The sequence below is a fragment of the Lactiplantibacillus sp. DA1 genome, from assembly GCF_032681335.1.
Taxonomy (GTDB): Bacteria; Bacillota; Bacilli; order Lactobacillales; family Lactobacillaceae; genus Lactiplantibacillus.
In genome coordinates this window covers 99,583-124,733 of the sequence record NZ_JAWHTQ010000001.1, presented here as the reverse complement: position 1 = coordinate 124,733, position 25,151 = coordinate 99,583, and the positions used below count along the sequence as shown (strand labels likewise).

Sequence of the window (25,151 nt, the reverse complement as noted above, 5' to 3'; positions counted from 1 at the left end):
GTGGGCGTCGCACTGATGGCGACCCACGTTTTTAACTGGAGGGATATTGTGAGCACGCGATATAAAGTAGTTTTAGCATATGACGGCACCAATTTTGCGGGCTTTCAACGCCAGCCACACCAGCGAACTGTTGAGCAGGTCGTCACTAAGGCGGTTAATAAGATGGCGAAAGATCCCGTTAAGCCGATTGTGATCTACGGTGCGGGCCGAACGGATGCTGGTGTGCATGCGTTTGGACAGACGTTGCATTTTGACTTGCCGTACGAAATTAATCCAGAGGGGGTCCGGCGCGGCCTGAACAGCATGTTACCGATGGATACAATCGTAAAGGCCGTTTCCATTGTGCCGAATGATTTTCACGCGCGTTATGATACGGTTGGTAAGCGGTACTGGTATCGGGCCTATCAGAATGAGTTTGTGGATCCATTTAAACGGCACTATACGGGGCATTTTAAGTTCACCGCGGATATCGACCGAATTCAGCAGGCCATTGGTGACTTAGAAGGGCGGCACGATTTCTCGACCTTCGTTGCGTCCGGTTCGCAAGCACATGACCATGTTCGTGAGATCTATTCAGCTAAAGCGTGGGCCTTGCCGGATGAAAGCGAAATTCAGTTTGAATTTTGCGGTAGTGGTTTTTTATATAACCAGGTTCGAATCATGGTGGCTGTTTTGATGGAAATTGGTCAGGGCCGGCGCGCAGTTGACTGTATTCCAGCGTTACTAGCGACTAAAGACCGTGAGCAAGCACGGGGAACGGCCCCTGCAGCTGGACTTTATATGAAAAAAGTGTATTATGAACAAAATGAATTACAAGCTGATTTGATAAAGTATTGACTTCTGAGGCAAAGTTGGGTAGACTAGTCGTTGGTATTGTTTGCCCCACGATAAGCCCCGGAAATCTTATTGAGTGTCAAACAAACACAGAAAATGGAGGAACACAACGTGCGTACAACATATATGGCTAAACCAGGTGAAATTGATCGTAAATGGTATGTAGTTGATGCAACCGATGTACCTTTGGGTCGTCTTTCAACTGTCGTCGCATCAATCTTGCGTGGTAAGAACAAACCTACCTTTACCCCTAACGTGGATACTGGTGATAACGTTATCGTTATTAATGCAAGCAAGGTCGCTTTAACTGGGAAGAAAGCAGAACGGAAGATTTATTATCATCATACTGCTTATGCTGGTGGTTTAAAGGAACGGACTGCCGGTGACTTTTTGGCAAAGGAACCTACTAAATTGATTGAAACTTCAGTTAAGGGTATGCTTCCTCACAACTCTTTAGGCCACAAGATGGGCTTGAAGTTGCATGTTTATGCTGGTGCAGAACATACGCAACAAGCACAAAAGCCTGAAGTTTTGGACATCACTAACTTAATCTAAGGAGGAAACTACATTGGCTCAAGTACAATATCGCGGCACAGGCCGTCGTAAAGATTCAGTAGCCCGCGTACGCTTAGTACCAGGTACTGGTAAAATTGTTATGAATGACAAATCTGTTGAAGATTACATTCCATTTGCAGATATTCGCAAGGAATTGTTACAACCATTCGAAGTAACTGAAACAACTGATCAATATGATGTTTTGGTTAACGTTAATGGTGGTGGCTTCCATGGTCAAGCCGGCGCAACTCGTCATGGGATCGCTCGGGCATTGCTCGAAGTTGACCCAGATTTCCGTACTCCTTTGAAGCGCGCGGGTCTCTTAACTCGTGATGCTCGTATGAAGGAACGTAAGAAGCCAGGTTTGAAGAAAGCCCGGAAAGCTTCACAATTCTCAAAACGTTAATATTATCCAAAAACGTTGTTTTATCAACATTTTCTGGCTATATGAGAAAGCACCTGTCTATGGACGGGTGCTTTTTTTTGCGTTTGAACAGAAAAAATAACACAAAACTAAAACATGGTAGGGCTCATGATATAAAATAGGCTGCTTTGTTAGCTTCCTGTCTGGCATAACGGGTTCGTTAGTACGACTTCCGGGTTGAGCGACTTATGCAGTTAGCACGGCTTGAAACCAACTAAGCAAGTAACGCTCGGTTACTTAAAAATGGATTGGGCCATTGACGGCTCAATCCATTTTAATTACTGACGTTTAGTTTTGCCAGAGGAGAAGACGGCGACGCAACCGAGGCCGGTATGGCTAGTGATAGTCGGCCCAATGTGTTCGAGCAAAATTTCAGCATCAGGGACCTTGGCTAAAATCTGGTCACGAACGGTTTGGGCGGCTTCCTGAGCGTCGCTAGTGGCAATGATAATGCGTGGCTTGGTCTGATCACGTAAATCGGCTAGAGTGTTGTTAACTAGTGTGGTCAGTGACCGGCGCCGTGAGCGCACCTTTTGTACTGGACGCAAGTGGCCGAGTGGGTCGACGTCCATGACTGGCTTAATCTGTAAGAGTGATCCAACCGTCGCGGAGGCCCGTGAGACCCGGCCGCCGTGATAAAGGTAATTTAAGTCATCAACGGTGAACCATTGGTGATAATAGAGGCGGTTTTCAGTCAGCCAATCTGCCAATTGGGCAATCGGCATACCAGCATCGCGCTTGTCAATGGCATCTAGTAGCATCAGACCTTCACCGCAGCAGGCTGCCAAAGAATCTACGAGGTAAATCTCGGCGTCTGGCTGGTCTTGTAAAAGCATGGCCTTGGCCTGTTGCGCATTATTGAAGGTCCCACTTAAGCCTGATGAAAAGCCGAGGTATAGGATTGGCGTATGTGCCTGAACGTACGGCTTGAAAAATTCAATAAACTGGCCGATATTAATCTGAGCGGTAGAAGGCATCACACCGTTACCAATCCGATGATAAAAATCAGTCAAGTCAAAATGGTGACCCAAATCGTCCGCGTATTCCTGATCGTCAATCGTGACGTTCATTGAAACAAAGTCGACATGCTTGTCTTTAAGTAGTTGATAAGGTAAATCAACGGTTGAATCTGTTAATAGCTGATACATAACTTTCTCCCTTAATTGTACTTACTGTTACATTGTACGCTTATTTGGGTGTCCATGGACAATTAATACTTTAGTGTTTTAAGTTGGCGAGCGTAAGTTCATGTTAACTAATCAACGGACCTGTTGCTAATGATTAGCGTTCAAATCTTAGCGGGCTGCTGGACGTGCTGACTGCAAAAAGTGGGTGGTCGCGTCGAGGTAGTAAGAGATTACTTCTTAAATGCTAATTTGTGAGATACGGTTCTAATGACTAATGTTTACGACTGGGTTGAGTGGGCTGTTGGCAATTCAGTAGTATCTCGTTGGCAAATAACCGCTAACTGTTAGTGGTTTGTCAGGATTAAAGCGATGATCATCGCGTGTTTGGTACGCTAGGCATTGACAATGAGCCGTGGAAGTTAGGTCAATAATGGGGAAACGGGCAATCATGACAATAAAAACGATCACATTATATTTTAACCAATTTGCAATAAAGTGCTTGAATTTTATTATTTTTAATTGGATAATAGGCGATATTAAAGCTTTTATGATTTAAATAATAATGACATAAGTATTGGCAACGATGGTTGCTCATAGTGTCAATAACGGAGGATATTATCGAAATGCGAATTAGTGCGGCAGCGGAACGACAATTTTTGGAGGCAGTTTTTAAAGCGCAACATTTTAACGCAAATGACGGTGCATTATTGGCTGATACATTAGTCGATGCAGATTTACGTGGCATTTCATCACATGGGGTTCAACGACTAGCTTGGTATACCCGGATGATTAAAGACCATACATTGGAACCGGCCAATCAACCGAAGATATTAAATGAGACGCCTACGAGCCTACTAGTTGATGCAAATCAGAGCATGGGCCAGATTGCATCGGCATTCACCATGAATAAGTTGATTGAAAAGACGAAACAACTCGGTGTTTCGTTAGCGGTTATCCGCAATTCGAACCACTTTGGTACGGCAGGGTACTATTCACGGATGGCCTGTAAAGCAGGACTAATTGGAATTTCAACGACCAATACGCGGCCATTAGTGGTGCCAACCAATGCGACGGAAGCTTTTTTAGGTTCCAATGCGCTGGCCTTTACTTTTCCAGCTGACCCGCATCCTTTCGTTTTTGATGGCGCAACTGCGGTGGTTTCGAGCGGAAAGATTCAAGTGCTGGCCAAAAAAGGGGCACAGATTCCGGGTGATTGGGCGGTTGATGAACATCGGCAAGTCTTGCATAATGCGCAGACGGTGGAGGATAACTTGGCTAAAATTGCGTTTTCTGAGGATCGTCCTGGTGGCGGGGTCCTGACATTGGGTGGTCCTGATGAGGTCAACTCGAATTACAAAGGATTTGGCAACTCGTTGATTATTGAATTACTAACGGGAATTTTAGCGCAAGGATCGTTGTCAGCTGATACGAATACTGGTAAGCACGACTTTAGCCAATTCTTTATGACGATCAATCCAGCGTTATTTGGTGATCCAGACGTGTTAAAGGCCAACGTGACGACGATGTTTGACCGCATTCGCCATTTAAAACATTTACCAGGGACGAAGATTATGATTCCTGGCGATCGCGAATACCGGCACTATGATGAAAATCTAGTGCAGGGTGTCAGTATTGATCCGCAGACATTGACGGAAATGCAGCAAATTGGTGTTGAATTTGGGGTACCAGTACCGGGTGCCTTGAAGGCGTAATTTGAAATCGGCTAGATTAGTGTGAGTTGACAGAATTCTATAAATGGCAAGATTACGGTAGTGTGGTTAGAATTGAACGTTGATTCTAGCGACGCTTTTTGTGTACCATGGTTGGTTAGCGTTGATACTGGTAGCAATAAGATTAGTAGTGCTGGTTGCGTTGTATAGGAATGATGCTGAGTTATTTGAGCAATTGCCCTTGCAGGTAATTTGCTTAAAATGAACAGCTGAAACTAGCGGGCTGTTTGGTGGAATGGCCCGTTTGATAATGATTTTCGCGTTCAAACGGGCCGTTTTGACGTTGACTAATGAACAGGTCCTAACAAGTTGGCGTGTGAGTATAAATAAACGCTGGTCTAAAATTCATTTCAAAAGAATTATTAACGGTAATTTCAAGGATAGCCCCATGATTATCGGCTTCACAAATGTTGGTTTGTCAGTGTTTGTTAGTGTTAGTGATTGATCAAGATCGTCAATTAAATTGGTTGCTATAGACGTCATTTTTGATGATTGATAGAAAAAATCTGTAAAACCATTTGACAATTCTATTGATTAGCCGTATATTTTAAATCATCAAATACACATTAGAAATTAAGGAGATTTTAATCATGACGATTAATACCAATTTACAATTGAATTCGTATTATTATTACTGGTTTACTTAGTGCCTTGGCATCCACTGCGAGGCACGCCCTCGCAACGGATGTGACCAGTAAATTTTGGAATGATTAAAATTTATGGAAAAGTCATATCAGTGTTGTGAATAACCACTGTGTGACTTTTCGGCTTCCTAGTTGTGGTGTCTTTTTGGGGCATCCAGTGAAGCATTTAAAGGGCTCACAGTTGGCGAAACTGTGAGCCTTTTTTGTTGGTATGAAATGAGAGGGAGCGAGATTAATGCAAGCATTTGATGAAATTGATGAATTAGCGGTGAATAACTTACGAGTACTAAGTGCTGAAATGATTGAACGGGCTGGTTCCGGTCATCCGGGTTTACCGTTAGGCGCAGCCCCCATGATGTGGGCGTTATGGAGCCGGCAGTTACGAATCGACCCGCAGCAGCCTCAATGGGCCAATCGAGACAGATTTGTCTTATCAGCCGGACACGGGTCGGCGTTGTTGTACAGTCTGCTACATGTGAGTGGCTTCAACGTGACAATGGCTGATCTACAGCACTTCCGTCAGTTTGGCAGTCATACGCCGGGCCATCCAGAATTGGGAATCGTGGACGGCGTGGAAGCCACAACCGGACCACTGGGACAAGGATTAGGTATGGCAGTGGGGATGGCCCTTGCCGAGCGTCAACTAGCGGCCCAGTTTTCAAACACACCCCAGTTAGTTGATCACTACACTTACGCGTTAGTCGGTGATGGCGACTTGATGGAAGGTGTTTCCCATGAAGTAGCTAGTTTTGCTGGTAACCAGCAATTGCAGAAGTTAATCGTGTTGTACGACGATAACCAGGTTTCACTCGATGGTCCCACGAGCCGTTCATTCCGGACGAATGTCTGTCAACGCTTTGATAGTTACGGTTGGGATACGCAGACGGTTACCGATGGGAATGATATGACTGCTATCAATACGGCCATTGAACGGGCCCAACATAGCAAGCACCCCAGCCTGATTGCCGTTAAAACCACTATTGGATTTGGTGCTCCACAAGCTGGTACTAATGCGGTTCATGGCAATCCGTTGGGGACAGCGGGACTAACCAGTTTACGACAACACTTAGGCTGGGATGCTACGCCATTTACGGTAATGCCGGCAGTTACCCAACGAGCGCAACAGTTGATATTACAACGTGGCCAGAATGCACATCAACAGTGGCAAACGCAGCAAGCCACATTGCCCCAGGCAGTTCGGCAACGATTTGAACAGCAACTTACCATGGGGTTACCTGTTGACTTAGCAGCCAATTTGCCAACTTTCGATGAAGGCGCCCAAGCTTCGCGGATCACGAGTCATACCGTCATTCAGAAGCTAGCCGCTCAGTTACCAGGATTAGTCGGGGGCGCGGCTGATTTAGCCAGTTCGAATAAGACGACCATTGAGCAGGATCAATTGTCGACTCCGGTGACCCCGGATCAGCGCAACCTTGCCTTTGGTGTCCGGGAGTTTGGTATGGGCACCATTTTGAATGGGATGACTTTATACGGTGGCTTGCGGGTCTTTGGTGGCACCTTCCTTGTCTTTTCCGATTACACGCGGGCGGCAATTCGATTGGCGGCGATGATGAAGTTACCAGTCACTTACATTTTCACACATGACTCGATTGCAGTCGGCGAGGACGGTCCGACTCATCAGCCAATTGAACAGCTAATGAGTTTACGATTGATTCCGAATCTAACGGTGATCCGGCCCGCTGACCCGAATGAAACGGTCGCAGCTTGGTGGCAAGCCATCAACGCGACGGATCATCCAACCGTGCTCGTCTTGACCCGTCAGAATTTGGCAGTGCTATCCGGATCTAAGACTAAGGCCATGACTGGTGTGGCTCGTGGCGGTTATGTTCTCTCACCGCAGCGTGGCCGCCAGCCAATGGGAATCTTGATTGCAAGCGGGTCAGAAGTTGCTTTAGCTCTTCAGGCCCAGGCGAAATTAGCTACGTTAGGTGAAGATGTCAGTGTCGTTTCAATGCCTTCGATGGAAAACTTTGCTCGGCAGTCGCTGACCTATCAAGCTCAAGTATTGCCACCGCATATTCGGCGGCGGGTTGCTGTTGAGATGGGAACAACATTAGGTTGGGAACGTTACGTGGGATTAGATGGTGCGGTATTAGGCCTTGATCATTTTGGCGCCAGTGGGGCCGCCGACCAGGTATTAGCCGCCAACCAGTTTACGGTCACCGACCTAGTGCGGACGTACCAACAAACGCATGTGGGGCTTGGTCAACAATTGCGGGTCATTTAGAAAGGAAGTTAGTTAAATCATGATTGATGGACAAACGGCACTCTTTGGATTTATTGCGCATCCTGCTCGGCATAGTCGTTCACCGCGGATGCATAATTTGAGTTTTGACTACTGGGGGATAAATGCGCGCTACTTAGCGTTTGATGTGGCACCGGATGGATTGACCGGTACGCTTGCCGGAATTCGTAGCATGGGGATTGCGGGGGTGAACCTTTCAATGCCGTTCAAGCAAACCGTGGTGCCCCTGTTAGATGGACTGACAGCGCGGGCCCAACGGATTCAAGCCGTTAATACGATTAAGAATGAGGCGGGGAAGTTAATCGGGGACAGTACTGACGGGGCCGGTGTTTTTCAAGACCTCCAACACCAGGGAATGAGCTTGACTAATCAGCACATCATGGTTTTGGGGGCTGGTGGCGCTGGTAAGGCAATTATTGCGGCTGCGTTAGATTACAATGTGGCGAGTGTAACGGTCTTTAAACGGCATAATGAGCGGTATGCCGGTGTTCAGCAGTGGTTAGATCAGCTTAGGACTACTACAACAGTGCCACTTAAGTTATGTGCGTATGAAGATCAACAGCGGATTCAACAAATTGCACGTACCAGTGATTTGATCATTAATGCGACTAATATTGGGATGACTACGGCAGGAACGCCCTTACCATTAGCGATTATTCGTCAATTACGGCCACGACAGACTGTATATGATGTAATTTATCAACCATTAGAAACGACCTTCTTACGATTAGCACGGCAACAAGGGTGTGCGACACATAACGGCCTCGGTATGTTGATTTGGCAAGGGGCCTTAGCCTTTGAATTTTGGACCGGTAAGCAGATGCCAATTCAACAGGTTCGCCAAGACATGTTAGCCAGCATTCAAGCGTTACCGCCGATTGCGGCCCAGGCATAGTGCTTAACTTATGAGAATTGATTTATATTTTAGGAGGAATTTATCATGATTATTATTTTAAAACCAGCAATGGCCACTGCGATGCAAGCGAAGTTAATGAGTCGCTTTGGTGCGGACCACGAAATCTTTACACACGGTAACCGGATTGCAATTCAAGGGCTACGTCCCCAAGCAATTCCCGCGGATGTTCAGGCGGCTAGTGAAACGGTGCTTACAGACGTTCCTGCGGCGGTCCAAAGTAGCCGGTTGTTTCATCCGGAAGATACGATCATTACAACCCCACATAGTGTGATTGGTGGTGATCAATTCGTCATGATGGCCGGGCCGTGTTCGGTCGAAAGTGCCGAACATGTTGATCAGATGGCCGCGGTTGCCAAGCAGGGTGGCGCGACGATCGTTCGTGGCGGGGCCTTCAAACCACGGACGTCACCCTACAGTTTCCAAGGCCTCGGGGAGATGGGGCTCCAATACTTACGGGCGGCGGCTGATAAGCATGGCCTTGATATGATTACCGAAGTGATGGATGACGAACATGTGGCGATGGTGGCGAAATACACGGACATTTTTCAAATTGGTGCCCGCAATATGCAAAACTTCTCGTTACTTAAAGCGGTTGGTCAAACGCAGATTCCAGTGGCGTTAAAACGCGGTATGTCGGCCACAATCGATGACGTGCTCAACGCGGCTGAATACATTGCGGCTGGTGGTAATCATCAGATCATGATCTTAGAACGGGGGATTCGGACGTTTGATAATAAATACACGCGCAATACCTTTGACTTAGGAGCGGTGCCGGTTTTACAATCATTGACCCATTACCCAGTTATCGTTGATCCGAGTCACGCGGTCGGTACTTGGGAGCTCGTGACCCCAATGGCGATGGCAGGCGTGGCGGCTGGTGCCAGTGGGATGATCGTTGAAATTCATGACCAGCCGACACAAGCTTTATCCGATGGGCCGCAAGCGTTAAAACCCGCGACATACTTAAAAATGGCGCAACAGGCTTTCCAGTTACATGACCTGATGCAGACTTGGGCGTAGGGCGTCATGACAATTATTGAAGTGAAGACCCCGGTTAAACAGTATCAAATCAAGATTGTCGCGGATGGCTTACATCAGTTAGGATCGTTGGTGACAGCAGTATGGCAACCTCGCCAAGTTGCGGTAGTAACGGATTCCAATGTTGGTCCGCACTACGCCCAGCTAGTAACTGATGAATTGATAGCGGCTGGTTTTAAGGTACTCGCCTTAACGGTTCCGGCTGGTGAGTCTAGCAAAAGTTGGCAACAAGTGCAGCTGTTAATTGATCAATTAAGCGCCGCTCATTTTAGTCGAAGTGACGGTGTCCTAGCACTCGGTGGCGGTGTGGTTGGTGATTTGGCCGGCTTTGTCGCCGCCATTTATATGCGTGGTATCAGCCTGATTCAAGTGCCCACCTCGTTATTGGCACAAGTTGATAGCTCGGTGGGTGGTAAGACTGCGATTGACCTACCAACTGGCAAAAACTTAGTGGGTAGCTTTTACCAGCCAGATTTAGTTATTATTGATCCGACCACGTTGACGACACTCCCACCACGAATATTGGCAGAAGGCTACGGTGAAGTCGTTAAGTGTGCCGCGTTAGTTGGCGGTGATTTTTGGCAAGCATTACAGCCAATTTCAGGAATTGCGGCAATTTTACCAGCTGCACCAGCGTTGATTGCGGCGAGTGTGGCCTTTAAAGCCCGGATCGTTATGGCGGATGAACAGGAGCAGGGGCAGCGTCAACTATTGAATTTGGGGCATACGATTGGTCATGCGGTTGAATTGCTGGCTAACGGCCAACTGATGCATGGTGAGGCAGTTGCGATTGGTCTGGTGCAAGTGTGCCGACTGTTCGCAGCCCATGACTTAGCACCTGCTAGTCTGGTGACCACGATTAAGTCTCGCTTAATGGCTGTTGGGTTGCCGACTGAGTTGCCAGCCGTATCACAGCAAGCTGTTGTGGCAGCGATGCAACATGATAAAAAAGTGCATGGTGCTGCGCTGACGTGGGTTTACTTGACGGCTATCGGTCAGCCACAGTTATTTCCTGTGGCGGTAAAAGATTTGACAGATTGGCTGGCTAAGCTGTGGTCAGCAGCATAATTGATCTAAAGTGTGATTAAGATCAGTGATGGACTTACGGTGCAGTGCTGATATGAAAATAGGCGGCGCAATTTAAGCAGCACTAAATGATTTTTATCCAGGTTTCAGTATGGAAGAAACAAAATGTCAATAGGATCGCTAGTCTTTTACTTATTAGCGATCTTATTGACATTTTGTCGTAGCTAGATAAATTTTTTGACTTGACGGGAATCAACTCTTGCCAGACTTACCAATAACCTAAAACTTTCATCCAAAGTGTGCCACCAACACCCCATATGAGCAAATAAAAACTACCGAGAATCAAATTCAAGCGCCACCATTCCGACTGCGTGACGTAACCGGGTCCGAACATGATGGAGGCTGGACCATTGGCGTAGTGGGTCGTTGAACTGAAAATGGCCCCATCGAAGCCTAATAACAATGCGGCTAGAAGTGTCGGAGCTCCCGCTGAGACGGCCACGCCAAGGAAGGCACCGTACATGGCAGAAACATGGGCAGTGGCACCGGCAAACAGGTAGTGGCTGTAAAAGTACACGATCATTAAGGCCGCTAGTACCCACAGCCAACTGATACTATGTAGCGCGTGACCAATCATTTGTGAGAGCCATGGAATAAATCCTAAGCTGTTCAGCTTACCAGCCATAAAAATCAGAATTGAAAACCAAATGAGTGTGTTCCAAGCACCGGTCTCATGTAATAAGTCATCGACGGACAGTACCCCAGTCAGTAATAGGAGTCCCACGGCCATGAAAGCAACCAGCGTCGCGTCTAAGTCGATGAAGCTTGCTAATATCCATAATACGAGGGCGAAAATAAAAATCGCGGCCATGCGCTTTTCAGCCGTGGTCATTTGGCCTAACTGATGTAACTCATCTTCAGCCCAGGTACGCGCATTTGGTGTGTTTTTGATTTCTGGTGGGTAGAGTCGATAAATAATGGCGGGGACGCCAATCAAGCAAATCAAACCAGGTACGAGTGCGGCAAGCAACCAACCCATCCACGTTATTTGGATACCCATTGCTTGAGCTAGGGCGACCGCGACGAGGTTGGGGGCCATGGCGGTCATAAATAAACCGCTGGTGGCAATATTGCCATGAAAGGATGACATAATGAGAAATGCGCCAATTTTACGCTGGGTGCCGTTTTCTGGATCAGAGCCATATGTCTTGGCTAGTGATTCGATGATGGGAAAGACGATTCCACCAGCACGAGCGGTATTGCTAGGCGTAGCGGGACTAGTCACTAGATCTACCCCGATCAATGCGTAGGCCAGTCCCAGTGTTTTGCGACCAAAGCGTTTAACAAAAATCAATGCAATCCGGCGACCAAGACCAGTCTTGACAAAGCCGCGTGATAAAAAGTACGCCATGGCAATCATCCAGACGGTATTATTGCCGAAACCGGCCATGGCATCGCTCATCGGTGTAACGTTGAGCAGGACACCGAGCGTGAGCCCAATTAGGGCCACCCCGGCAATCGGCAACGGTTGGGTGATGCAGCCGATAATGGTCCCGACAAATATTGCGAGCATTCGCCAAGCTAACAAGTTGAGACCTGCGGGACGGAACGGAGCACTTAGCCAAAGTAGTACGCCGATGACTAGGGGCCAAATTAAGTGCTTATATTTTACGGGTCGTAATTGGGTCATCAGAAATGACCACCTTTCTAATCAACTTGTGGCAGCGTTACTAGGTGGAACAGACTTGTGGTGCCCGCAAGTTTTGTTGAATTAGTAGTGGCCATCACAATTCGCTTGACCACTGGGCTGTTGACATAAGGATTAGTGTAGACCGAGCGTCATCTTGGCTGCTCGTGACATTTTGTCGATTGACCACGCTGGTTCCCAGACTAAGTTGATGAGGACCTGGTCAACACCATCTAGGGCTAACAAGGCTTGCTCGATATGCGTGTTCAAGTAACCGGTTAGTGGACAGCCCATAATTGTCAACGTCATCGTGACGGAGCAGAGGTTCAAGTCAGGGTCGCGCGTGACGTTGTAAATAAGGCCTAGGTTGACAATGTCGACGCCAAGTTCGGGGTCAATTACGGTGGTGAGCGCGTCTAGTGCTTGTGCTTTAAAGGTTGCGTTAGTGTTTAGATTAATCATGAAGTCGTGCTCCTTTTAGACGGACGACCTAAGCAGTTGGCATCCGCTTAGGTCGTTAACGATTCGTTATTTGATGAATTTGACTTGTTCGTTGATTTTCTTAATTTCAGCTTCCTTGCGCTCGTTAAAAATAATTTTATTTTTTTCAAACAAGTTGTCGCCAGTCGTATCTATCGAGACGATGAGAGGGCCAAAGTCTTTAACTTCACAAGCCCAAAGCGTTTCTGGCATGCCGAGATCCTTCCACTGGGCATCAACGATCTTTTCAACGTGCAGGGCTGCGTAAACGGCGTTACCGGCTGGATAGACGAGGTGCAGGGCATGATACTTTTTGCAGGCGCGTTCGGTGCCGGGACCCATGCCACCCTTACCGACGATGAGTTTGACATGGGTTTGCTTAACAAATTCTTCTTCGAACTTTTCCATCCGCATACTGGTGGTTGGTCCGACTGCGACCATTTCGTACTGGCCATTGCCCAAATCTTTAATAATTGGCCCGGCATGAAGAATAGCACGGTCAGTCACGTTAACCGGCAACGGCCGGTGTTCCTCGACGAGTCGACGATGGGCCACGTCACGGCAAGTTGTTAGTGAGCCGTTCAAATAAACGATGTCACCGATGCGAATATCCTTGATGTCATCATCCGAAATCGGGGTAGTTAAATGATAAGTTTTCATGATAATTCGACTCCTTTGTTCAGTGGTAAGTCATAGTTCAGATCCTCGTCAAAGTTAATGAGTCCACGGCGGTGTGACCAGCAGCCGGTGCTAACGGCGACTCCGATTGTTGAGGGGTGCCGCGCCGTGTTTTCAACGTTAACGCCCATGACGGACTTTTGACCACCGAAGCCTTGGGGGCCCAAGCCAATATGGTTAATGCCGTCTTCCAATAGGTGTTCAAGTTTGGCAGCATTAGCATTGGGATTTTCGCTATCGACACGCCGCATTAAGGCTAACTTGGAGTTGAGGGCGGCGGTTTCAACGGATGTTGCGACTCCAACACCCACGAGTAATGGTGGGCAAGCATTGATCCCGTAACTCGTCATTCGATCCATGACGAAACGGACAACGCCTTCGTAGCCTTCACCGGGCATCAATACCTTGGCCGCACCGGGGAGGGTACAGCCACCACCGGCCATATAGACGTACATTGAAATATCGGTACCGTTACCATCAACTTGTAGGAAGATGGATGGAATCCCATCCCCAATATTCATACCGGTGTTGTATTCATCAAAGGTCTGGACGGCGTTATGCCGCAGGGGTGCTTTTTTAGTACCGCGATACACGGCATCTTTTAAGATTTGATTCAATTCACCTAATAATGGAAACTGGGCACCGCACTTGATGAAGAATTGTAGCGCCCCCGTATCTTGACAACTTGGGCGTTGCAATTTATTAGCGAGCAGCTGATTTTCCATCATCGTGTCATAGACTAGTTTTTGTAAGGGGTCAACTTCAATCTTGCTGAGTTCTTCAAGTTTAGCGGTCACATCATCTGGCAAGCGGTGGCTAATGAGCGCAATGTAGTTAGCCAGAATGTCGCGCATGCGCTGGCCCTTAGTTGATAAAATGGGTTCGGTATAGTCGTAAGTCATTGTATCCATAACTGGGTTCCTCCTATCAATTTACAGGTTTATTGTAGGTGAGCTGGGCGTAGAAAACTAACCGCTACTAAACAGATTAAAGCGTGGTGTTGATTGTGAAAATAGTGATAAGGTCGGTAATTATCGCTTTAAAGTGACAAAAAAATACCAAGATACGTTGACAAGTGATGTTGTCATATCTTGGTATTAACCGATAATTAATAAAAATAACGGTAAGTTCAGTTGCTCGTTATCACAAAAATTGTTATGCCATTCATTATTGATTGAGGAGAATTTTCAATTGAGTGATTTTTCGTTTGAGCGCTTGATATTCTTGAAAATGTTGTTTGTATATGCAACTTTCACAAGCGCTAAGCTGGTCGGTACTTATGAGTTGAGCCCAATGAGTGAGCTGCTGATGGACAACGGTTCGTTGCACGGGTGTGAGTGGCTGCTTAAACTGGTCATATTCAAGACGCTGGCCGTGTGATAAGTGTTGGCGATAACTTGAGGGGGTCTGACCAAAATGTTTTTTAAACATTAGATTGAAAGATTTGACCTCCTGAAATCCGTTAGCCAGTGCCAAATCAGCGACCTTAGTAGTTGGATCTTCTAGGTCATAGATGGCGTGTTGTAGTCGGCAACGAGTCAGGTACTCGTAAAAATTGAGGCCGAGTTCTGCTTTGAAGATTCGTGAGAGGTAGGCCGGTGAATAGTGGCTTATCTTCGCGGCCTCGTTTAAGGTGATCGGCTGATCGTAATCCTGGTTAATATAATTAATGACCCGGGTCAGTGAACTTTTAGTCTTGGGCTGGGGGTAAGTAATCGTAACCTGAGTGTCAAAGAAATCATGATGAAGCAGGTTAGTTAACTGAAAGTACAGGGCATTTAAGTCAAAAGTCGGCCAGTCCTGTTGATGTAAACCTAGATAGAGTTGTGCCAGAATCTGACGAATTGTCTGATAATCCTGGTGTTGTGGGGTCGTGACACTGTTGAGTAGAAAGGCACCTGCACTGAGATCGATACCCTGACTAGTGTAGAAATCTGGCATGATATGTAAGCGGAGCGCAAGACATTCGGGGGTCAAGGCAAAGGTGGCGTGGCCACGATTGGCGTTGATCAAGATGAGATCGTTAGCGTGTAATTGATAGCGTGTCCCGTCAACGTTAACTTCAACGGTACCTTGTAGTAACCACAAGAGTTCAATTTGCGGATGCCAGTTGTAATGGTAACTGCCAATTACGTATGTTAATAAATCAAATTGAACAGTTGGGGTTGATTGAAAATGCTGACTAGTTGTCATGGATGAGCCTCCTTGATTGATTTGGTAAAGATTGAACTATCATCAAATATAAGAAAAATTATTTTGGCTGTTTATTGCCAAATATGTTCGACTTTTAAAATACTGGTATTCAGTTTAAGTTAAATTCTGCGACTAATATTACAACCGTTTGTTCAGGCTATATCAATGTATTCTTGAATGCCTCAACTACGGGTGCACTTAATAGATTAGTGGGTGCCATGAAATAGGTTTGTCGACAGAACGGCTGACCATTAAGTAGGAGTGGTTCACGGTAACCCTTAAAATGATCCAAGGCAATTTCGGGGACTAGGGCCCAGCCAAGTCCGTGATCAACGAAAGCAACGCAGGACGTTAGATTATTAACCGTGATGGTCTGATGATTAAATGCTGAGTGCTGATTACTTGCAAGCCATGTCGTCATTTCATCTTGAAAGTGACTATCTGTTTGACGTTGAATGAATGGGAGTTTGTCGAGGTGTGAGCGGTCGGCGGCGGTTGGACAAATCAAATTAATTGTTTCGTTTTTAATCATTGTTTGCTGGAGTGGTCCGTTAAATTCTCCACGGACGATGCCCACGTCTAAATGTGTGCCACTGAGCAATTGTTGATAAATGTTACGGCTGTAATCAATGGTAATGTTCAGTCGAACTGCGGGGTATTGATGTTGGAACGTAACTAGGATTGCCGGCAACGCATACTGAGCGTAGTTGATAGAACAACCCAAGTTAAGTGATCCACAAACAACTTGACTTTCACGCATCAAGGTTGTTTGCAGCTGATGGTTGAGTTGATCAGTTTTGCGGGCAGTTTCCCACGCCGCTTCACCCGCTGATGTCAGTTGGATACCATGTTGACTTCGAATGACAAGTTGGGTTTGAAGCCGTTGTTCTAAATTGTGTAAGCGCTTAGACAAAGAGGATTGATTAATAAAGAGTTGTCCTGCAGCTTGCGTAATGTTCCGAGTCTTTTTGAGCGCTAAAAGCATTTCGATATCACGTTCGTCCATAGTAATTCCCCCCTGTAAAATTCATTATACACCCCAGCGTAGTTCTTAAAAATTGTTAAATAGTCGTGAATAATTTGATAAATAAGAATTCACTTTTGAAAACGTAAAGAAATGTTGTCCATGCTTTTTGTGCATTTCAGCAATGCTTAATCGACCTTTTACAGTTACTGATAGCGCTTTTATACTAGAATTGTCAATTATAGAAAGGTGATAAGTATGAAGATAAAGACAAAAGCAATAGCTGGAACAGTTGAATCAAGTGATGCTCAAGTGATGATTATACCTAATACGAATGGTTTAGAAATTAAGCTAGACAGTGCAGTTTATGAACAATATGGTACTCATATTATCGCATTGGCGAAGCAGACAGCGACAATGTTGGGATTAGAAAATGCAACGCTTCAAATTATTGATAAGGGTGCGTTGGACTGTACGATTAAGGCTCGTATTGAGACTGCCTTTTATCGTGCAACTAAGCAATTCACGCAATTTCCATGGGAGGTGCTCTAGATGGTAGTAGCACAACGAATTCGGCGGTCGATGATTTTTTTGAATACCCAACGAGCGGCCTTGGTCAAAGATGCCTTTGTCTATCGTCCAGATTGTGTCATTTTTGATTTGGAGGATGCTGTTGCAGCAGGAGAAAAGGATTCAGCTCGTTTTCAACTGTACCAGACTTTGAAACAAATCGATTATCAAGGGGTAGAGCGTTGGGTTCGGGTCAACGCAATTGGAACAGAATTATTTGAAGAGGATATTCGAGCAGCAGTTGCAGGTGGTGCTGAAGGAATCAGACTACCTAAGACTGAGACTGCCAAGGAGGTTCAGAAAGCTGACGCAGTAGTTACTGCTGCTGAAAAAGACTTCCATCGACCAATTGGTACAACTATGTTGATGGCGGCGGTGGAATCACCACTGGGTGTGATTAATGCTTATCAGATTGCAACGGCTAGCAATCGCATGATGGGGATTGCTCTTAGTGCAGGCGATTATACTCGAACGATGCATGCACAGCGTACGGTAGCCGGAACAGAACTGTTTGGCGCTCGGTCACAATTGTTGATTGCGGCTCGGGCTGCTGGGGTAATGGCATTTGACACAGTATACACGGATACTGACAATGAAGCGGGTTTTCGTGAAGAAATACGACTTATTAAGACTATGGGGTTTGATGGAAAATCGTGTATCAATCCGAAACAAATCAGCATAACCCATACGATATTTAACCCGAATGAGACCGAGATACAGCATGCAGAGCATGTTCTAGCAGCAGTCAAAAGTAGTAAGAATCAAGGCGTTGGTGTGTTAACGGTTGATGGCAAAATGGTTGATATTGCTTGGGTGGAAGGCGCACAGCGTACATTGCGCCTAGCCAAAGCAGCCGGAATTTATCAGGGGGCGTTAGTATGATTAATAAAATTGGACGTGAAATTCCAGATGAATATTTACAACATGGTATTGAGCCGTTTCAAGGGGTTAGTTACCGGGATGGCTACGAGTATCGGAAAGCCGCACCACATGTGCGTGCAGCGGGAAGGGGCACCGGAGATAAAGTTATGGCGACAATCCGGGATGCCATCGTTGCCACAGGGTTATCAGATGGGATGACGGTTTCTTTTCATCACCATTTACGAGATGGTGATCAGGTCGTTAATATGGTGATGAAGGTTATTCATGACTTAGGCATTAAAGGCTTGACGGTCTGTGCAAGCAGCCTAGGACATGCTCATCATTTTCTAGTTCCATGTATTGAGGATGGGACAGTTACCGGAATTTCAACGAGTGGTATTCGCGATGAAATCGGTGAGACAGTTTCGGCTGGAAAATTAAAGCGTCCGGCAGTCATTCGTTCACATGGTGGTCGCGCTCGTGCCATTGAAGATGGGACAATTAAAATTGATGTGGCTTTTATTGCGGCTGCAACAAGTGATGCTTATGGTAATGCAAGTGGCAAAGGGGGCCAGTCTGACACTGGGGTGTTGTCATATGCAGATGGCGATGCTAAGTATGCTGATAAGGTTGTCGTTATTACGGATGACCTGGTAGCTGGTCCGAACTTTCCTGCTAGTATTCAAGGGGTCGATGTTGATTATGTTGTATCAGTTGATTCGATTGGCGATCCTAATAAGATTGCATCAGGTGCTTTGCGATTAACTAAAGATACGCGTGAATTAAATATGGCTCGAGAAGTGGCCAAATGTATGTATTATTCAGGTTACTTTAAAGATGGCTTTAGTTTTCAAACTGGTGCAGGCGGACCTTCACTGGCAACAACGACCTTTTTGAAACAGTACATGGATCAGGACCATATCAAGTGTGGCTGGGCCATGGGTGGGGTGACGAAACCAATTGTTGATTTGTACGAAGCAGGTTACATTAAGCAAATATTGGATGATCAGTCCTTCGATTTAGCGGCGGTTGCATCCGCACATACCGGGAATCACTTTGAAATATCAGCATCACAGTATGCTAATCCATTCAATAAAGGTGCTTTTGTCAATCAGCTGAGTTTTGTAATCTTAGGCGCATTAGAAGTTGATACTGATTTCAATGTGAACGTTGTGCAGGGTTCGAATGGTATCTTACGAGGTGCACCTGGTGGTCATCCAGACACGGCTGCTGGTTCCTCTGTATCGATTATTGTGGCTCCACTCATTCGAAGTCGCATGCCTACGATTCGTGATCGGGTAACTTCAGTTACGACACCTGGGGAGAGCATTGATATTGTGGTGACTGATTATGGGATTGCTGTTAATCCATTACGGCCGGATTTAATTAAGTCATTGACCAATGCGGGTATGAAATTGAAAACAATTAGTGAATTACGTGATTTAGCCTATCAATATGCTGGAAAGCCGCAACCAGTTGCCTTTGAAAAGCAAGTTGTTGCGTTAGTTGAGTATCGTGATGGAACTATTATAGACGTCATTAGAAAGCCCAAGTCGTTAAGCTGAGCTGGTAATTATTTTATAAAATCGTTAATATGATAAAAGTGAAAGGTGCTGAGTTTAGAATAATAGAACTGCCCTACTAAATGTAGGCAGGGTAAATGGAGGAGAAATGATTGAAGATGGGAACCGCAGCAATTGTCAAGCATGCATTACAAGCACTCCTTTATGAAGTGACAGTTAATCCGAAGCCAGGACTGGTAGATCCGTTATCGCCGGGACCACACCCAGACATGAATGCATTCATGTTTATTGACAGTGCACTCAGCTTAGAACCTTATTTTAAGACTTGTGCATCCGTGGGAGCAACTTATACGGCTGCTGATTTGACAGGTTTGTTTCAACAACTACGGGAAGCTGGCCTTCAAGCCGAAAAAACGATGTTTGCAACGACTAATGGTGTTAATACGCATAAAGGGGCAGTGTTTTCGCTAGGAATCCTAGTAGCCGCAACTGCATATCAGAAGCAGCACGCGATGCAACCATTAACGACAATTGTGCAGACGATGCTTGTGGGACTGACGGCGAATGATTTTAGTGATCTGGCTAGTAAGGATCCCGCCATATTAACTGCTGGGGAGCGTGAATACTTAACTTATGGAATCAAAGGTATCCGAGGGGAAGCCGAGGCAGGCTACCCAACGGTAATGTCTGTGGCCCTGCCAGCTTTACGGCGTAGTCAAGGAACAATCAATCAGCGATTGCTAGATACACTGATGGCCATTGTACAAGCTACTGTGGATACTAACTTAGTTAAGCGCGCAAAAAATAAGCACGTAGTTGACTGGGTGCACGCTCAAGCACAGCAGTATTTTAAACTAGGTGGTAGTCAAACTGAAGCGGGCATGTTGTTTTTACGCGAGTTGAATCAAATCTTTGTTACTCATAACTATAGTTTGGGTGGCTCTGCAGATTTACTAATTTTAACGATTTTTATGGGGTTAGAGATGCAATTGTTAAATTGATAATAGGTGTCGTGGTATTCACCACGACACTTTTTTATACAAGATATATAAGCTTGTTAGTGGTTGATAGTCTTGCCGTGATGGTTAATCAAGAGTGTCGGGTATTGTGATGATAGCGTTAATGCTGATAATACGAAAATTTGCTTTGGTTGTTACAATCATAGTATGACAAGCAGTATTTAAAAATTAATATCGATTATAAAAAAGTTAACTGTGCCTAACAATTATTTGCATTAGTGTTAATTATCAGTTATGCTTATGACGATATAGAAAACCGACTACCGCGATGAACGGAGGAAATGTGATGTTAAAAGTACAAAACCTCACCGTGGCATACAGTGACACACCAGTCTTTACTGATGTTGCCGTTAACTTTAACGCCGGCAAAATTACTGGAATCATTGGTCCCAACGGTGCGGGAAAATCAACGATGATCAAGGCAATGCTTGGTCTCATTAAGTTCCAAACGGGGACCGTCGAATATGAAGGTCGTGCGCTAAAACAATTTCAAAAACAGATTGCTTACGTCGAGCAACGCAAGGATCTCGATTTAACGTTTCCAATCAATGTTTTTGACGTCGTTTTGACCGGGACCTATGGCAAGCTCGGACTCTTTCGAGAACCAACTAAAGCTGATCGGCAACGGTGTCAAGCTGCACTGGAGCAATTGGATTTAGCTGATTTAACACAGCGCCAGATTAGTCAGCTGTCTGGTGGTCAATTACAACGGGTTTTTGTGGCCCGAGCACTAGTTCAAGAAGCCGATATCATTATTCTTGATGAACCCTTTGTTGGCATTGATTTACAGAGTGAGACGACTATCATGACGATTTTGCGTCAGTGGCGCGATGCTGGCAAAATGATTATTGCCGTGCATCATGATTTGAATAAGGTCTCACGTTATTTTGATGACCTCGTGATTTTAAACCATGGGATTGTTGATTATGGTCCCGTGGACGCGGTCTACACACCCGCAAACATTGAACGGACGTTTAGTGCTGATCTTTCGGCTGTCCTGTTTACGAAGGAGGCGACGCAATGATGCAATCAATTACGACCTTTATTACCGCTTTGGGGAAGTATGACTTTTTACAAAGTGCCCTAATTACGGCCATTATGGTCGGGGTCATGTCAGGAATTATTGGTAGTTTTATTATTTTACGGGGCATGTCGATGATGGGCGATGCCATCTCACATGCTGTATTACCAGGCGTTGCGGTGGCTTATATGCTTGGTATCAACGTGTTAATTGGGGCCTCGGTCTTTGGCATTCTGGCAGCTGGTCTGATTGGTTTGGTGGCCAGTCGCAGTAAGATTAAGACGGATACCTCAATTGGGATTGTTTTTAGTGCCTTTTACGCACTTGGTTTTATCTTAATTTCATTAGCTGAAAGCTCAACTAACTTGCACCACATCTTATTCGGTAACATTCTCGCTGTTAGTGATACTGATATGATGACAACGACGGTAGTGTTGGGGCTGGTGATTTTATTTGTGGTTTTCTTCTACAAGGAATTACTGATCACATCATTTGATCCGACCTTTGCCAAGACGTACGGTCTAAAGGTTCAACTGTTACATTACGCGTTAATGCTAGTTTTGACATTAGTAACTGTGTCAGCTTTACAAACGGTTGGTATTATTTTAGTGGTGGCAATGTTGATTACACCGGCGGCAACAGCCTTTCTGTGGACGGAACGGCTGGCTGTTATGTTAGGGCTATCAGCTTTGATTGGGGTGCTATCCTCGGTGGTAGGCTTGTATCTTAGTTATACGTTAAACTGGGCGTCAGGTCCGGCAATCGTGTTAGTGGCAGCTATGTTCTTCGGTATTTCGTTTATTATTTCACCTAAGCAGGCTTTACTACCAACGCTTTGGCACGGGGCAGCGAGAGCGCGACGGGTGACAGCATGAAAACAAAGTTAATTGCACTAGTCGGGGTTATCGCGATGGTTGCGGGGATGGCAGTATTTTTGAATCGACGTCAACAAAGTGCCGAAGCAACTACAACGAGTGCCAAATTACGGGTTGTTAGTACGAACTCGATTTTGGATGATATGGTGAAAAATGTTGGCGGGCAGTACGTCCAACATTACAGTATCGTAAAGCGTGGCACCGATCCCCACGAATATGAACCACGGCCAACTGATATTGCGGCGACGGCTGAAGCTGATGTCATTTTTTATAATGGCTTGAATCTTGAGACTGGCGGCAATGGCTGGTTTAAAAAATTAGTGACGGCTTCCAAAAAGAGTTTTAACCAGGATGTTTTTGCGGTCAGTAAGGGCATTAAGGTCAAGTATTTAACCACGAACGTGAATGAGCCGGATCCGCATGCTTGGTTGGATCTTGCCAATGGGATTCAATACGTCAAAAATATCAATCGGACTCTGCAAGCTAAGGATCCTCGTCATGCGGCTGCGTACCAAAAAAATACGGATCGCTATGTGGCTAAATTAACCAAATTGCATCAGACAGCGCAAACTAGATTTAAACAAATTCCGATGAATCAACGATTATTAGTGACATCGGAAGGCGCTTTTAAGTATTTCTCGGCGGCTTACCAGGTGCCGGCTGCTTATATTTGGGAAGTTAATACGGAGTCACAAGGGACACCAGCTCAGATGCGGACGGCGTTGAAGAAAATTGATGGGACGCCGGTTCGGAGCTTGTTCGTCGAATCGTCGGTATCGCCCAAGTCAATGAATAAACTGTCACAGGAGACTGGAATTCCCATTGCTAGCACGATTTTTACCGATTCGCTGGCAGCCAAGGGCAAACCGGGTGATACTTACTACTCAATGTTGAAGTGGAATCTGGATAAAATATATGCTGGTTTGACACAGTCATAGCGATTATTATAGCTTATTAGCTAAGGCATAGCGTTTCAGCTAATGCTGAGGTTGATTGGTCACTTAAAAATGGACTGTCGAAGTTAACTCTTCGGCAGTCCATTTTTGGCCTTGAGGTGTTAGGGTTGCGCTTAGTCTTCTGATTCGAATGACAATTCCGTCATCGATAACTCAAGATCTTCTAGTACATCGTTTTCACTCAAAAATTGGTCCCACGCGGCGGGCGTCTGTTCCCGGGTGTGGGGGACGATTTTATCATGAATATTAGCAATTACATCATCGAGCATCTTATCAGCTTGACGGGCAATTTCGGCATCGTTGTAACGGCGTGCCGGTGCCCGATCTTCATTTTGACGATTCAGAAAGTCAGTTGCCTTTTCCATAAAAATGGTAATAACTTGTGAGTTATTTGCGAGATAGTCTTTTAAAGTTTCGTTATCCAATGTGTTAGTCCTCTCTCGGTTGAGTTGTACTTCTAATATACCACGCCAGCCAGATTTTAACTGGTTCAAGACCGGTTGAACGGTAAAAAGTGTGGTGACTTGTCCCATGGATCCTGAATTGACATTGGTAAATAAATTCAAGCGTTTAATTGTAATCGCTTACGAAAATATTTTCACAAACCGATACTTTAGAAATGGTTCACAATCAAAATAATTAAAAATACCGTTTTAAAAGCGTTTCAGTCAATAATTATATTTAAAATTTTCAAAAAAATAATTTATTTTTAAAAAAATAGCAAAAATGTAAGCATTTGCGTTATAATACTTGTGAGTTAAGTAACTAAGTTGTTGAACTGCATTTGCAACGTACATTTTTTTGATGAAAGAAGGATATTGACATGGATAAGAAGCAACGCAAAGTCGTAATTGTTGGTGATGGCTCGGTGGGCTCATCATTTGCCTTTTCACTAGTTCAAAATTGCGCCCTAGATGAACTCGTTATCGTCGATTTGGTTAAAGTGCACGCAGAGGGGGACGTTAAGGATTTGGAAGATGTTGCCGCCTTCACGAATGCGACCAACATTCACACAGGTGAGTATGCGGACGCTCACGATGCTGACATCGTTGTTATTACAGCTGGTGTGCCTCGTAAGCCTGGTGAGAGCCGGTTAGATTTGATCAACCGTAATACGAAAATTTTGGAATCCATTGTCAAACCAGTAGTTGCGAGTGGCTTCAATGGTTGCTTCGTTATTTCAAGTAATCCAGTCGACATTTTGACTTCAATGACACAACGTTTATCTGGATTTCCGCGGAATCGGGTCATTGGTACCGGGACTTCCCTGGATACGGCGCGGTTGCGAGTCGCTTTGGCTCAGAAGTTGAATGTTGCCACCACTGCGGTTGATGCCGCGGTACTTGGTGAACATGGCGATAGTTCAATTGTCAACTTTGATGAAATTACAGTTAATGAGCAACCACTTACAACGGTGACAACCGTTGATGAACAGTTCAAAACTGAGATTGAACAGGCGGTACGCGGTAAAGGTGGTCAAATCATTAGCCAAAAAGGCGCGACATTCTATGGAGTCGCAATTAGCTTAATGCAGATCTGTCGGGCAATTTTAAATGATGAAAATGCTGAGTTAATTGTCTCAGCTGCTTTGTCTGGTCAATACGGGATCAATGATTTGTATTTAGGGTCACCCGCGATCATTAATCGTAACGGTCTTCAAAAGGTGATCGAAGCTGATCTATCAGAAGATGAGCGGACACGGATGCAACACTTTGCAGCTAAAATGCTCGCCATGATGAATGTGGCTTCATAAAAAATGAATAA

General features: G+C 45.4%; 24 protein-coding genes. 16 read left to right on the top strand and 8 right to left on the bottom strand.

What is annotated here, in order from left to right; translation table 11 throughout:
• The first annotated feature begins 48 nt into the window (after positions 1 to 48).
• The 3 genes from truA to rpsI all read left to right on the top strand — a co-directional run bounded on the left by truA (position 49) and on the right by rpsI (position 1,795).
• Positions 49 to 837 (top strand): tRNA pseudouridine(38-40) synthase TruA, encoded by a 789-nt coding sequence (gene truA / locus RXV91_RS00550; RefSeq protein ID WP_316438255.1) that lies wholly within the window; start codon positions 49 to 51, stop codon positions 835 to 837.
• Positions 838 to 945: 108 nt separating this feature from the next.
• Positions 946 to 1,389, top strand: a complete 444-nt coding sequence (gene rplM / locus RXV91_RS00545; RefSeq protein ID WP_003638098.1) for a 50S ribosomal protein L13 — start codon at positions 946 to 948, stop codon at positions 1,387 to 1,389.
• Between the two features lie 13 nt (positions 1,390 to 1,402).
• Positions 1,403 to 1,795 (top strand): 30S ribosomal protein S9, encoded by a 393-nt coding sequence (gene rpsI, locus RXV91_RS00540; protein ID WP_003638099.1) that lies wholly within the window; start codon positions 1,403 to 1,405, stop codon positions 1,793 to 1,795.
• 296 nt (positions 1,796 to 2,091) lie between these two features.
• Here the strand turns inward: rpsI and RXV91_RS00535 are convergent, their stop codons facing one another.
• Entirely contained in the window at positions 2,092 to 2,961 is an 870-nt protein-coding gene (locus RXV91_RS00535) for a DegV family protein (protein WP_316438254.1), read from the bottom strand.
• Positions 2,962 to 3,563: 602 nt separating this feature from the next.
• Between RXV91_RS00535 and RXV91_RS00530 the strand changes: the two genes are divergently transcribed.
• From RXV91_RS00530 to aroB, 5 genes are all read left to right on the top strand, one after another.
• Positions 3,564 to 4,652 (top strand): Ldh family oxidoreductase, encoded by a 1,089-nt coding sequence (locus tag RXV91_RS00530; protein WP_316438253.1) that lies wholly within the window; start codon positions 3,564 to 3,566, stop codon positions 4,650 to 4,652.
• Positions 4,653 to 5,549: 897 nt separating this feature from the next.
• Complete coding sequence (gene tkt, locus RXV91_RS00525; RefSeq protein ID WP_316438252.1) at positions 5,550 to 7,562, top strand: transketolase; 2,013 nt, start codon at positions 5,550 to 5,552, stop codon at positions 7,560 to 7,562.
• 19 nt (positions 7,563 to 7,581) lie between these two features.
• A complete protein-coding gene (gene aroE, locus RXV91_RS00520) occupies positions 7,582 to 8,475 on the top strand; it encodes a shikimate dehydrogenase (protein ID WP_316438251.1) in 894 nt (297 codons plus the stop codon).
• A gap of 45 nt (positions 8,476 to 8,520) precedes the next feature.
• The gene (gene aroF / locus RXV91_RS00515; RefSeq protein ID WP_316438250.1) at positions 8,521 to 9,516 is read left to right on the top strand and encodes a 3-deoxy-7-phosphoheptulonate synthase; all 996 of its coding nucleotides are present in this window, start codon (positions 8,521 to 8,523) and stop codon (positions 9,514 to 9,516) included.
• A gap of 6 nt (positions 9,517 to 9,522) precedes the next feature.
• Positions 9,523 to 10,602 carry a 3-dehydroquinate synthase gene (gene aroB / locus RXV91_RS00510; protein WP_316438249.1) on the top strand — a complete coding sequence of 360 codons (1,080 nt, stop codon included), beginning with the start codon at positions 9,523 to 9,525 and terminating at the stop codon, positions 10,600 to 10,602.
• A 226-nt stretch (positions 10,603 to 10,828) separates the two neighbouring features.
• On the opposite strand, the gene RXV91_RS00505 is transcribed toward aroB, so the two are convergent.
• From RXV91_RS00505 to RXV91_RS00480, 6 genes are all read right to left on the bottom strand, one after another.
• On the bottom strand, positions 10,829 to 12,250 hold the full coding sequence (locus RXV91_RS00505; RefSeq protein ID WP_316438248.1) for a DASS family sodium-coupled anion symporter: 1,422 nt from the start codon (positions 12,248 to 12,250) through the stop codon (positions 10,829 to 10,831).
• A gap of 132 nt (positions 12,251 to 12,382) precedes the next feature.
• The gene (locus tag RXV91_RS00500) at positions 12,383 to 12,709 is read right to left on the bottom strand and encodes a metal-sulfur cluster assembly factor (protein ID WP_316438247.1); all 327 of its coding nucleotides are present in this window, start codon (positions 12,707 to 12,709) and stop codon (positions 12,383 to 12,385) included.
• 66 nt (positions 12,710 to 12,775) lie between these two features.
• Positions 12,776 to 13,387, bottom strand: a complete 612-nt coding sequence (gene ttdB / locus RXV91_RS00495; RefSeq protein ID WP_316438246.1) for a L(+)-tartrate dehydratase subunit beta — start codon at positions 13,385 to 13,387, stop codon at positions 12,776 to 12,778.
• Entirely contained in the window at positions 13,384 to 14,316 is a 933-nt protein-coding gene (ttdA, locus tag RXV91_RS00490) for a L(+)-tartrate dehydratase subunit alpha (protein WP_316438245.1), read from the bottom strand. Before ttdA ends, ttdB begins: the two co-directional genes overlap by 4 nt.
• 256 nt (positions 14,317 to 14,572) lie before the next feature.
• Entirely contained in the window at positions 14,573 to 15,598 is a 1,026-nt protein-coding gene (locus tag RXV91_RS00485; RefSeq protein ID WP_316438244.1) for an AraC family transcriptional regulator, read from the bottom strand.
• Positions 15,599 to 15,755: 157 nt separating this feature from the next.
• On the bottom strand, positions 15,756 to 16,604 hold the full coding sequence (locus tag RXV91_RS00480) for a LysR family transcriptional regulator (protein ID WP_316438243.1): 849 nt from the start codon (positions 16,602 to 16,604) through the stop codon (positions 15,756 to 15,758).
• Between the two features lie 216 nt (positions 16,605 to 16,820).
• Here RXV91_RS00480 and citD point away from each other — a divergent pair, with 216 nt between their 5' ends.
• The 7 genes from citD to RXV91_RS00445 all read left to right on the top strand — a co-directional run bounded on the left by citD (position 16,821) and on the right by RXV91_RS00445 (position 23,369).
• Positions 16,821 to 17,114, top strand: coding sequence for a citrate lyase acyl carrier protein (gene citD / locus RXV91_RS00475; RefSeq protein ID WP_316438242.1), 294 nt, complete (start codon positions 16,821 to 16,823; stop codon positions 17,112 to 17,114).
• On the top strand, positions 17,115 to 18,014 hold the full coding sequence (locus RXV91_RS00470; protein WP_316438241.1) for an aldolase/citrate lyase family protein: 900 nt from the start codon (positions 17,115 to 17,117) through the stop codon (positions 18,012 to 18,014). It begins immediately after the preceding gene.
• Positions 18,011 to 19,558 carry a citrate lyase subunit alpha gene (gene citF / locus RXV91_RS00465; protein WP_316438240.1) on the top strand — a complete coding sequence of 516 codons (1,548 nt, stop codon included), beginning with the start codon at positions 18,011 to 18,013 and terminating at the stop codon, positions 19,556 to 19,558. The genes RXV91_RS00470 and citF overlap by 4 nt, the downstream gene beginning before the upstream one ends.
• A 116-nt stretch (positions 19,559 to 19,674) precedes the next feature.
• Positions 19,675 to 20,517 carry a triphosphoribosyl-dephospho-CoA synthase gene (locus tag RXV91_RS00460; RefSeq protein ID WP_316438526.1) on the top strand — a complete coding sequence of 281 codons (843 nt, stop codon included), beginning with the start codon at positions 19,675 to 19,677 and terminating at the stop codon, positions 20,515 to 20,517.
• A 304-nt stretch (positions 20,518 to 20,821) separates the two neighbouring features.
• The gene (locus RXV91_RS00455) at positions 20,822 to 21,559 is read left to right on the top strand and encodes a metal ABC transporter ATP-binding protein (protein ID WP_316438239.1); all 738 of its coding nucleotides are present in this window, start codon (positions 20,822 to 20,824) and stop codon (positions 21,557 to 21,559) included.
• Positions 21,559 to 22,431 carry a metal ABC transporter permease gene (locus RXV91_RS00450; RefSeq protein ID WP_316438525.1) on the top strand — a complete coding sequence of 291 codons (873 nt, stop codon included), beginning with the start codon at positions 21,559 to 21,561 and terminating at the stop codon, positions 22,429 to 22,431. The genes RXV91_RS00455 and RXV91_RS00450 overlap by 1 nt, the downstream gene beginning before the upstream one ends.
• Positions 22,428 to 23,369: a metal ABC transporter solute-binding protein, Zn/Mn family gene (locus RXV91_RS00445; RefSeq protein ID WP_316438238.1), complete on the top strand. Its 942-nt coding sequence runs from the start codon at positions 22,428 to 22,430 to the stop codon at positions 23,367 to 23,369. The genes RXV91_RS00450 and RXV91_RS00445 overlap by 4 nt, the downstream gene beginning before the upstream one ends.
• Positions 23,370 to 23,500: 131 nt before the next feature.
• Here the strand turns inward: RXV91_RS00445 and RXV91_RS00440 are convergent, their stop codons facing one another.
• Entirely contained in the window at positions 23,501 to 23,920 is a 420-nt protein-coding gene (locus RXV91_RS00440) for a hypothetical protein (protein ID WP_316438237.1), read from the bottom strand.
• Positions 23,921 to 24,210: 290 nt separating this feature from the next.
• Between RXV91_RS00440 and RXV91_RS00435 the strand changes: the two genes are divergently transcribed.
• On the top strand, positions 24,211 to 25,140 hold the full coding sequence (locus tag RXV91_RS00435) for an L-lactate dehydrogenase (RefSeq protein ID WP_316438236.1): 930 nt from the start codon (positions 24,211 to 24,213) through the stop codon (positions 25,138 to 25,140).
• Positions 25,141 to 25,151 lie beyond the last annotated feature (11 nt).

Excerpts from the sequence above, each read along its gene's own strand:
- RXV91_RS00535 (WP_316438254.1), bottom strand. The coding sequence starts at position 2,961 with ATGTATCAGCTATTAACAGATTCAACCGTTGATTTACCTTATCAACTA.
- RXV91_RS00530 (WP_316438253.1), top strand. The coding sequence starts at position 3,564 with ATGCGAATTAGTGCGGCAGCGGAACGACAATTTTTGGAGGCAGTTTTT.
- tkt (WP_316438252.1), top strand. The coding sequence starts at position 5,550 with ATGCAAGCATTTGATGAAATTGATGAATTAGCGGTGAATAACTTACGA.
- aroE (WP_316438251.1), top strand. The coding sequence starts at position 7,582 with ATGATTGATGGACAAACGGCACTCTTTGGATTTATTGCGCATCCTGCT.
- aroF (WP_316438250.1), top strand. The coding sequence starts at position 8,521 with ATGATTATTATTTTAAAACCAGCAATGGCCACTGCGATGCAAGCGAAG.
- aroB (WP_316438249.1), top strand. The coding sequence starts at position 9,523 with ATGACAATTATTGAAGTGAAGACCCCGGTTAAACAGTATCAAATCAAG.
- RXV91_RS00505 (WP_316438248.1), bottom strand. The coding sequence starts at position 12,250 with ATGACCCAATTACGACCCGTAAAATATAAGCACTTAATTTGGCCCCTA.
- RXV91_RS00500 (WP_316438247.1), bottom strand. The coding sequence starts at position 12,709 with ATGATTAATCTAAACACTAACGCAACCTTTAAAGCACAAGCACTAGAC.
- ttdB (WP_316438246.1), bottom strand. The coding sequence starts at position 13,387 with ATGAAAACTTATCATTTAACTACCCCGATTTCGGATGATGACATCAAG.
- ttdA (WP_316438245.1), bottom strand. The coding sequence starts at position 14,316 with ATGGATACAATGACTTACGACTATACCGAACCCATTTTATCAACTAAG.
- RXV91_RS00485 (WP_316438244.1), bottom strand. The coding sequence starts at position 15,598 with ATGACAACTAGTCAGCATTTTCAATCAACCCCAACTGTTCAATTTGAT.
- RXV91_RS00480 (WP_316438243.1), bottom strand. The coding sequence starts at position 16,604 with ATGGACGAACGTGATATCGAAATGCTTTTAGCGCTCAAAAAGACTCGG.
- citD (WP_316438242.1), top strand. The coding sequence starts at position 16,821 with ATGAAGATAAAGACAAAAGCAATAGCTGGAACAGTTGAATCAAGTGAT.
- RXV91_RS00470 (WP_316438241.1), top strand. The coding sequence starts at position 17,115 with ATGGTAGTAGCACAACGAATTCGGCGGTCGATGATTTTTTTGAATACC.
- citF (WP_316438240.1), top strand. The coding sequence starts at position 18,011 with ATGATTAATAAAATTGGACGTGAAATTCCAGATGAATATTTACAACAT.
- RXV91_RS00460 (WP_316438526.1), top strand. The coding sequence starts at position 19,675 with ATGGGAACCGCAGCAATTGTCAAGCATGCATTACAAGCACTCCTTTAT.
- RXV91_RS00455 (WP_316438239.1), top strand. The coding sequence starts at position 20,822 with ATGTTAAAAGTACAAAACCTCACCGTGGCATACAGTGACACACCAGTC.
- RXV91_RS00450 (WP_316438525.1), top strand. The coding sequence starts at position 21,559 with ATGCAATCAATTACGACCTTTATTACCGCTTTGGGGAAGTATGACTTT.
- RXV91_RS00445 (WP_316438238.1), top strand. The coding sequence starts at position 22,428 with ATGAAAACAAAGTTAATTGCACTAGTCGGGGTTATCGCGATGGTTGCG.
- RXV91_RS00440 (WP_316438237.1), bottom strand. The coding sequence starts at position 23,920 with ATGGGACAAGTCACCACACTTTTTACCGTTCAACCGGTCTTGAACCAG.
- RXV91_RS00435 (WP_316438236.1), top strand. The coding sequence starts at position 24,211 with ATGGATAAGAAGCAACGCAAAGTCGTAATTGTTGGTGATGGCTCGGTG.